The organism is Pseudomonas sp. FW306-02-D09B, from assembly GCF_058782685.1.
Genome location: NZ_JBYSXY010000032.1, coordinates 21,652 through 30,278, shown reverse-complemented (window position 1 = coordinate 30,278; position 8,627 = coordinate 21,652). Strand labels below are relative to the sequence as shown.

The window sequence follows — 8,627 nt, the reverse complement described above, 5'->3', positions numbered from 1 at the left end:
GCTCGCGAAAGCGGTGGAATAGGCAATACTGATGGTGACTGACACACCGCTTTCGCGAGCAAGCCCGCTCCCACACTAGAAATCAGTGGACACAAAAAAGCCGACATCTCTGTCGGCTTTTTTGCAACTGCGAAAAGACGCTTAGATCGTCAGCGTCCAGTCGTAGTCCACGATCAACGGCGCGTGTTGCGAGAACCGCGGCTGACGTGGCAAGCGAGCGCTGCGGACAAAGCGGCGCAGGCCCGGGGTCAGCAGCTGGTAGTCGAAACGCCAGCCCAGGTTGAGCATTTCAGCCTGTTCGTTGTCTGGCCACCAGCTGTACTGATCGCCTTCACGGCTGACTTCGCGCAGGGCATCGACATACCCCATGTTGCCGACAATCTCGTCCATCCAGGCACGCTCTGGCGCCAGGAAACCCGGGGATTGCTGGCTGTCGCGCCAGTTCTTGATATCCAGCTTCTGTTGCGCCACGTACAGCGAGCCACAATAAATGTACTCGCGACGTTTGCGCCGCTGTTTATCCAGATAACGGGCGAAATCGTCCATTAGCTTGAACTTCTGGTTCAAGTCTTCATCGCCGTTCTGCCCCGAAGGGAGCAGCAAGGTCGCGATGCTGACCTTGTCGAAATCGGCTTGCAGGTAGCGCCCGTAGCGGTCGGCCGTCTCAAAGCCGAGACCGCTGATGACAGCCTTCGGTTGCAACCGCGAGTACAAAGCCACGCCACCTTGGGCGGGAACTTCGGCATCGCAGGCATAAAGGAAGTAGCCATCCAGTTGGAAGGCTGGATCGTCCAGTTCAAAGGCGGAGGCGCGGGTGTCCTGCAGGCAGATGACGTCGGCATTCTGTGCCTGCAGCCAACTGAGCAAACCACGCTCGACTGCAGCCTGAATACCATTGACGTTCACACTGATGATCCGCATAAATGGCCCCAAAAATCGCGTGCGTGTATGATACACGGCGTCTACCTAATTAGCTAAATCCGTGGTATTTGGGGTTTTTTTCATGCAAGCGTATCAGCGCGACTTCATTCGTTTTGCCATCGATCGCGGCGTTTTGCGCTTCGGTGAGTTCACCCTGAAGTCCGGGCGTACCAGTCCTTACTTCTTCAATGCCGGCCTTTTCAACTCGGGCTCTGCGCTGGCGCAGCTGGGTCGTTTCTACGCGGCAGCCATCGTCGAGAGCGGCATCGCGTTCGACGTGCTGTTTGGCCCAGCGTACAAAGGCATTCCTTTGGCGGCGACCACCGCCGTGGCATTGGCCGAGCACCATGACCGCGATCTGCCATGGTGCTTCAATCGCAAGGAGGCCAAGGCCCACGGCGAAGGCGGCAGCCTGGTCGGCGCGCCATTGACCGGCGACGTGCTGATCATCGACGACGTGATCACCGCCGGTACCGCAATCCGTGAAGTGATGCAGATCATCGCTTCCCAGGAAGGCGCCAAGGCGGCCGGCGTGCTGATCGCGCTGAACCGTCAGGAGCGTGGCAACGGTGAATTGTCGGCAATCCAGGAAGTGGAGCGTGACTTCGGTATCCCGGTGATCAGCATTGTTTCGCTGAATCAGGTGCTGGAATTCCTCGCTGACGATCCGCAGCTCAAGCAGCATTTGCCAGCGGTAGAAGCCTACCGCGCGCAATTCGGCGTCTAACCACAACGCTTATGGGGGCGAGCTTGTGTGGCGAGGGAGCTTGCTCCCGCTGGGCTGCGTAGCAGACCCAAGGATTTTGTGAGCGCTGCGCACTCAAGCGGGAGCAAGCTCCCTCGCCACAAAATGCTGTCCTATTGAGATCGCAGGCAAAAAAAGACCCCGCTCAGCCAGGCTGAGCGGGGTCTTTTTGTTTGTGTTGCTTATGGACGCTTGCGATTACTGATCAAGGTGCCCACACCGGTGTCGGTGAAGATTTCCAGCAGAATCGCATTCGGCACCCGGCCATCGATGATCAGCGAGCTGCCGACGCCGCCCTGTACGGCTTCCAGCGCGCAACGGATCTTCGGCAGCATGCCACCGTAGATGGTGCCGTCGGCGATCAGTTCGTCGACCTGCTGGGTGCTCAGGCCGGTCAGGACCGTGCCGGATTTGTCCATCAGGCCGGCAATGTTGGTCAGCAGCATCAGCTTTTCAGCTTTCAGTGCTTCAGCGACCTTGCCGGCTACCAGGTCGGCGTTGATGTTGTACGACTCGCCATTGGCACCGACACCGATTGGCGCGATCACCGGGATGAAGTCGCCTTTGACCAGCAGGTTCAGCAGGTCGGTGTTGATCCCGACCACTTCGCCCACCTGGCCGATGTCGATGATTTCCGGCTGGGTCATCTCCGGTGTCTGGCGGGTCACGGTGAGCTTCTTCGCGCGAATCAGCTCGGCGTCTTTGCCTGTCAGGCCGATGGCGCTGCCGCCGTGGCGGTTGATCAGGTTGACGATGTCTTTGTTCACCTGGCCACCGAGGACCATTTCCACCACGTCCATGGTCTGGGCATCAGTGACGCGCATGCCGTCGATGAAGTGGCTTTCGATCGACAGACGCTTGAGCAGGTCGCCGATTTGCGGGCCGCCGCCGTGAACCACCACCGGGTTGATGCCCACAGCCTTCATCAGCACGATGTCGCGGGCGAAGCCGGTTTTCAGCTCCTCGCTTTCCATCGCGTTGCCGCCGTATTTGATCACCAGGGTCTTGCCGACATAGCGGCGAATGTAAGGCAGCGCTTCGGACAGGACCTTGGCGGTGTTGGCGGCGGCTTCGCGTTCGATGGTCATTCGGGGCTCCGGCACTTCAATAAAAGGCGCTTCAAAAAATCAAAATGGTAGTTGGAGGTCAGGTGCAACACGTTTCAGTTGGGTGTGGAACACGTCCTTGATGCGCTGCAGTTCGGCGTCGTTATCGGCCTCGAAACGCAGGACCAGCACCGGTGTGGTGTTGGACGCGCGAACCAGGCCCCAGCCTTCGGCATAGTCGACTCGCACACCGTCGATGGTGGTCAATTCGGCGCCTTCACCCCAACGGGCATCGTGCAGTGCATCAATGATGCTGAATTTGCTCTCTTCGGTCACATGGATATTGATTTCTGGCGTAGAAATATCGTTCGGGAAGGTCTCGAACAACTCTTGCGCAGTGGATTTTTCCTTGCTGAGGATCTCCAGCAGCCGCGCGGCGCTGTAAATACCGTCGTCGAAACCGAACCAGCGCTCCTTGAAGAAGATGTGCCCGCTCATTTCGCCTGCGAGCAGGGCGCCGGTTTGTTTCATCTTCTTCTTGATCAATGAATGACCGGTTTTCCACATCAGCGGGCGACCGCCATATTCCTTGATCAGCGGTGTCAGGCGACGGGTGCATTTGACGTCGAAGATGATCTCGGCGTCCGGGTTGCGTGCAACCACGTCCTTGGCGAACAGCATCAGCAGGCGGTCCGGGAACACGATGTCGCCGGTATTGGTCACCACGCCGACGCGGTCGCCGTCACCGTCGAAGGCCAGGCCCAGATCGGCGTTGGTTTCCTTGACCTTGGCGATCAGGTCCACCAGGTTTTCAGGCTTGCCCGGGTCCGGGTGGTGATTCGGGAAGTTGCCATCGACGTCGCAGAACAGCGGGATGACTTCGCAGTTCAGCGCTTCGATCAACTGAGGCGCGATAACGCCGGCGGCACCGTTGCCGCAGTCGACCACGACTTTCAAGCGTCGGGCCAGCTTGATGTCCTGGACGATTTCGGCGCTGTAGCGGTCGAGGATCTCGACTTTGGTGATGCTGCCCTTGCCGCTGCTCAGGTTGTTGGTTTTCAGGCGGTCATGCAGGGCCTGGATCTGTTCGTTGGCCAGGGTGTCGCCGGCAATGACGATTTTGAAGCCGTTGTAGTTCGACGGGTTGTGGCTGCCGGTGAGCATTACGCCAGACTTGCCGGCCAGCACGTTGGCCGCGTAATAGAGCGCCGGGGTTGGCACCAGGCCGACGTCGCTGACGTGGCAGCCGCTGTCGTACAGGCCCTGAATCAGTTGTTCCACCAGCTCCGGGCCGGAAAGGCGACCATCACGGCCGACAGAAACATTCGGCTCATCCTGGGCCAGACTTTGGGCACCGATGGCGCGACCGAGCCAGTAAGCCGTTTCAGCGTTCAGAAATTCCGGAACGGTGCCACGAATATCGTAGGCGCGGAAAATGCTGTCGGGGAACTTGGGGGCGACGCGGGTTGGGGTGCTCATCTGTGGAAATGCTCCATCTCGAAAGTGGCTGGACCTGCCTGCGAATCATTCGTCGGCAGGCTCAAACTGGAAGTTATGACGGCGTTTTCCGCAGAGAGTTCGTGGTGCGAAAGGGCCATGACACTCATGAAAGCCGGCTCATGCCTTGATTCTCGCGGTGAACCTTACAGGTGAGACAGCATAAACATTGTGGCGAGGGAGCTCGCTCCCGCTTGGGTGAGTAGCGCCCACAAAGTCTCGGGGCCGCTACGCAGCCCAGCGGGAGCAAGCTCCCTCGCCACAGAGGATCTCCATCGTATCAATTGGTGCCCGAGTGTCCGAAGCCACCGGTGCCGCGCTGGGTTTCGACGAACTCTTCCACCATCTCGAAGTGCGCCTGAACCACTGGCACCAGCACCAGTTGGGCAAGGCGTTCGCCGACCACGATGTTGAAGTCGGTCTGGCCGCGGTTCCAGCAGGAGACCATCAGCGGGCCTTGGTAATCGGAGTCGATCAGCCCGACCAGATTGCCCAGCACGATGCCGTGTTTATGGCCCAGGCCCGAGCGCGGCAGGATCAGTGCGGCGAGGCCCGGGTCGCCGATGTACACCGACAGGCCGGTCGGGATCAGCAGGGTTTCACCCGGCTTGATGACCGTGTCCTGTTCCAGCATCGCCCGCAGGTCGAGGCCGGCGGAGCCTGGCGTGGCATACTGCGGCAGCGGGAATTCGCGGCCAATGCGTGGGTCGAGGATTTTGGCTTGTAAAGCGTGCATGCGAGTTAAACCTGGTTCAGACGTTCGGCGATAAAAGTGATCAGCTGGCGGGCGATTTTGCCCTTGCTGGTCTGGGCGAAGAGTGTTGCGTGCAACTCCCGGTCGATCACGCTGCAAGCGTTTTCCTCGCTGTTGAAGCCAATGCTCGGGTTGGCCACGTCGTTGGCGACGATCAGGTCGAGGTTTTTGTCTTTCAGCTTGCGTGCAGCGTAGTCGAGCAGGTGTTCGGTTTCGGCGGCGAAACCAACACTGAACGGACGGTCGGGGCGTGTGGCTATGGTCGCCAGAATGTCTGGGTTGCGGACCATTTGTAGCAACAAGCCGTCGCCGTTCGTAGGGTCTTTCTTGAGTTTTTGTGGGGCGACGACTTCCGGGCGATAGTCCGCAACCGCAGCAGACGCGATGAACAGGTCGCAGGGGATCGCGGCTTCACAGGCAGCGAGCATGTCGCGGGCGCTGACCACGTCGATCCGGGTGACGCGATCCGGGGTTGGCAGGTGCACGGGGCCGGTGATCAAGGTCACCCGGGCGCCGGCTTCAACCGCGGCTTCGGCCAGGGCAAAGCCCATTTTTCCGGAGCTGTGGTTGGTGATGTAGCGCACCGGGTCGATGTTTTCCTGGGTCGGACCGGCCGTGATCAGTACGTGTTTGCCGGTCAGCGCCTGACGCTGGAAGCAGTCGGCGGCGCATTGCGCCAGATCGTCGGCTTCGAGCATGCGGCCCATGCCGACGTCGCCGCAGGCCTGGCTGCCGGACGCCGGGCCGAAGACCTTGAAGCCACGGCTTTCGAGCAATTGGGTGTTGGCCTGGGTAGCCGGGTCGCGCCACATGGCCTGGTTCATCGCCGGGGCTAGCGCGACGGTGGCGTCGGTGGCCAGTACCAGGGTGGTCAGCAGGTCATTGGCGATGCCTTGGGCCAGGCGCGCGATCAGATCGGCGGTGGCCGGCGCGATCAGCACCAGGTCGGCCCATTTGGCCAGCTCGATGTGGCCCATCGCAGCTTCGGCCGCCGGGTCCAGCAGGTCCAGGTGGACCGGGTGCCCGGAGAGTGCCTGCATGGTCAGCGGGGTGATGAACTCGCTGCCGCCGCGGGTCATGACCACGCGCACTTCGGCGCCCTGGTCGATGAGTCGGCGAACCAGTTCGGCGCTCTTGTAGGCGGCAATGCCGCCGCCGACGCCGAGAACGATGCGTTTCCGATACAGCCGCTGCATAGGCCTGCCTTTCAATTCATTGATGACTACGTGGCGAAACCCCTCCCCAGGGTGAAATCGCCCGCAAAAAAGATGGACTACGATATCACAGCGACCGCAACGGAACAGCGGCGCCCACACACATGGAGGTGCTATGAGCATTCGCGATTGGCCGGCGGCAGAGCGTCCGCGGGAGAAGCTTCTGGAGCAGGGTTCGGCGAGCCTTTCGGACGCCGAGTTACTGGCGATCTTTCTACGCACCGGGGTGACCGGCAAAAGCGCAGTCGATCTGGCGCGACACCTGTTGCATCAATTCGGCAGCCTGCGCACGTTACTGGAAGCCGATCAGCAGACGTTCGGCAGTCAGCTTGGGCTGGGGCCGGCAAAGTTTGCCCAATTGCAGGCAGTGCTGGAGATGGCGCGGCGGCACTTGGCGGAACGCTTGCGTCGCGACTCGGTGCTCAAGAGCCCGATCGAGGTGCGCAATTACCTGAAGGCGATGTTGCGCCATGAGCCGCATGAAGTGTTTGGCTGTCTGTTCCTGGACTCCCGGCATCGGGTGCTGGCGTTCGAGATACTGTTTCGCGGCTCGATCGACAGCGCCAGTGTCTACCCACGTCAGGTGGTCAAGCGTGCACTGGCGCACAACGCCGCGGCGTTGATCCTGTGCCACAACCATCCGTCAGGCAGTGCCGAGCCCAGTCAGGCGGATCGAGCGCTGACCCGGCGCCTGCAAGAGGCGCTGGACCTGATCGATGTGCGGGTACTCGACCATTTCATCGTCGGCGATGGCGATCCGCTGTCGATGGCCGAGTACGGATGGATGTAGTCCGGGGTTATTTCAGGCTGACTTTCGAGTAATCCTGACGGCCGAACGGGCTGACCTGGTAGCCCTGAACGTCCTTGCGCGTCAATGCGTAGGCGGTCGGGTGTGCCAGTGGCAGCCACAGCGCCTGTTGCTGGATCTGTGCCTGGGCCTGTTCGTAAAGCTTGCTGCGCACGCCTTGTTCGGTGGTGGTCTTGCCGGCGCTGATAACTTTATCCAGGGCCGGGTCGCAGTAGCGGGCGAAGTTGGTCCCGGACTGGACCGCCGCGCAGGAGAACTGTGGCGTGAGGAAGTTATCCGGGTCACCGTTGTCGCCGGACCAGCCCATGAACAGCAGGTCGTGTTCGCCGGCCTTGGCGCGGCGAATCAGCTCGCCCCATTCAATCACCCGGATTTCCGCCTGAATCCCGACTTCGGCCAGGTCCGCCTGCAGCAACTGGGCGCCAAGGCTTGGGTTCGGGTTGAGCAGGCTGCCGGAAGGACGGGTCCAGATCGTGGTTTTAAACCCCTCCTTGAGCCCGACCTTGGCCAGCAGCGCGCGCGCCTTGGCGATGTCTTTCGGATAGCCCGGCAAGTCCTTGGCGTAGCTCCAGGTGTTGGGTGGGTACGGACCGTTGGCAGCCTGCGCGGTGTCTTCGAAAACGGCCTTGAGGTAGCTGGCCTTGTCGAAGGCGAGGTTGATCGCCTGGCGGACTTCGGGTTTATCCAGTGGCGGATGCTGACTGTTGATGGCCACGAACGCGGTCATGAACGCCGGCGTACTCTCGATCTTCAGGGTCGGGTCCTGAGCGGCGGCCTGCACGTCCAGCGGTTTGGGCGACAGGGCGATCTGGCACTCGTTACGCCGCAGCTTTTGCAAACGCACGTTGGCGTCCGGGGTGATGGCGAACACCAGGCTGTCCACGGCCGGTTTGCCGGCAAAGTAGTCGCGGTTGGCCTTGTAGCGAATCGACGCATCTTTCTGGAAGCGCCCGAAGATGAACGGGCCGCTGCCAATTGGCTGGCTGTTGAGTTTCTCGGGCGTGCCGGCCTTGAGCAACTGGTCGGCATACTCGGCCGAATAGATCGAGGCAAACCCCATGCTCAGGGTGACAAGGAAGGTCGAGTCGGGGTGGTCCAGGGTAAAGCGCACAGTCAGCGGGTCCAGCGCGTCGATTTTCTTGATCAGCGCAGGCAATTGCATCGATTGAGCGTGAGGAAAGCCACTTTGGGCGACTTTGTGCCAAGGGTGGGCCGGGTCGAGCATGCGCTCGAAGCTGAACTTCACGTCTTCGGCGTTCAGATCGCGGGTCGGGGTGAAGTACTCGGTGTGGTGGAACTTCACCTGTGGATGCAGCTTGAAGATATAGGTCAGGCCATCAGCCGACACTTCCCAGCTGTCAGCCAGGCTGGGGACGACTTTGCCACTGGTGGTGTCGAAGTCCACCAGGCGGTTCATCAGCACATCGGCCGAAGCGTTGGTGGTGGTCAGCGAGTTGTATTGAACGACATCGAACCCTTCCGGGCTGGCCTCGGTGCAGACGCTTAAAGCGGCCGCCTGGGCCAATGGGCTCAGCAAGAGTGGGGCGAGCAACAACGGTAGGGCAGCGAGGCGCATGTGTGAATTCCTGTGCAGATCGAAGGCCCATCTGCGAGTGCAGTCTGGAAAAGGCTTACCCTAGTG

7 protein-coding genes and 1 pseudogene are annotated in these 8,627 nt (G+C 60.8%); 2 read left to right on the top strand and 6 right to left on the bottom strand.

Annotated features, from left to right (window positions below; genetic code table 11):
* Positions 1-141: 141 nt before the first annotated feature.
* Positions 142-921: a catabolite repression control protein Crc gene (gene crc, locus AC3WK5_RS28610; RefSeq protein ID WP_003176915.1), complete on the bottom strand. Its 780-nt coding sequence runs from the start codon at positions 919-921 to the stop codon at positions 142-144.
* Between the two features lie 82 nt (positions 922-1,003).
* Here crc and pyrE point away from each other — a divergent pair, with 82 nt between their 5' ends.
* Positions 1,004-1,648 carry an orotate phosphoribosyltransferase gene (gene pyrE, locus AC3WK5_RS28605; RefSeq protein WP_054594650.1) on the top strand — a complete coding sequence of 215 codons (645 nt, stop codon included), beginning with the start codon at positions 1,004-1,006 and terminating at the stop codon, positions 1,646-1,648.
* A gap of 200 nt (positions 1,649-1,848) precedes the next feature.
* On the opposite strand, the gene argB is transcribed toward pyrE, so the two are convergent.
* The 4 genes and pseudogenes from argB to coaBC form a co-directional block, all read right to left on the bottom strand.
* Positions 1,849-2,754 (bottom strand): acetylglutamate kinase, encoded by a 906-nt coding sequence (argB, locus tag AC3WK5_RS28600; RefSeq protein WP_054594649.1) that lies wholly within the window; start codon positions 2,752-2,754, stop codon positions 1,849-1,851.
* Between the two features lie 39 nt (positions 2,755-2,793).
* Positions 2,794-4,197: pseudogene (locus tag AC3WK5_RS28595) on the bottom strand (phosphomannomutase/phosphoglucomutase); the annotation flags it as partial.
* A gap of 292 nt (positions 4,198-4,489) precedes the next feature.
* A complete protein-coding gene (gene dut, locus AC3WK5_RS28590; RefSeq protein WP_103314726.1) occupies positions 4,490-4,945 on the bottom strand; it encodes a dUTP diphosphatase in 456 nt (151 codons plus the stop codon).
* Between the two features lie 5 nt (positions 4,946-4,950).
* Positions 4,951-6,159, bottom strand: a complete 1,209-nt coding sequence (coaBC, locus tag AC3WK5_RS28585) for a bifunctional phosphopantothenoylcysteine decarboxylase/phosphopantothenate--cysteine ligase CoaBC (RefSeq protein ID WP_103314725.1) — start codon at positions 6,157-6,159, stop codon at positions 4,951-4,953.
* A gap of 133 nt (positions 6,160-6,292) precedes the next feature.
* On the opposite strand from coaBC, the gene radC reads away from it, so the two are divergent.
* On the top strand, positions 6,293-6,967 hold the full coding sequence (gene radC, locus AC3WK5_RS28580) for a RadC family protein (protein WP_054594645.1): 675 nt from the start codon (positions 6,293-6,295) through the stop codon (positions 6,965-6,967).
* Between the two features lie 7 nt (positions 6,968-6,974).
* Here radC and AC3WK5_RS28575 read toward each other — a convergent pair whose 3' ends face one another.
* Complete coding sequence (locus AC3WK5_RS28575; RefSeq protein ID WP_054594644.1) at positions 6,975-8,561, bottom strand: ABC transporter substrate-binding protein; 1,587 nt, start codon at positions 8,559-8,561, stop codon at positions 6,975-6,977.
* Between the last annotated feature and the right edge of the window lie 66 nt (positions 8,562-8,627).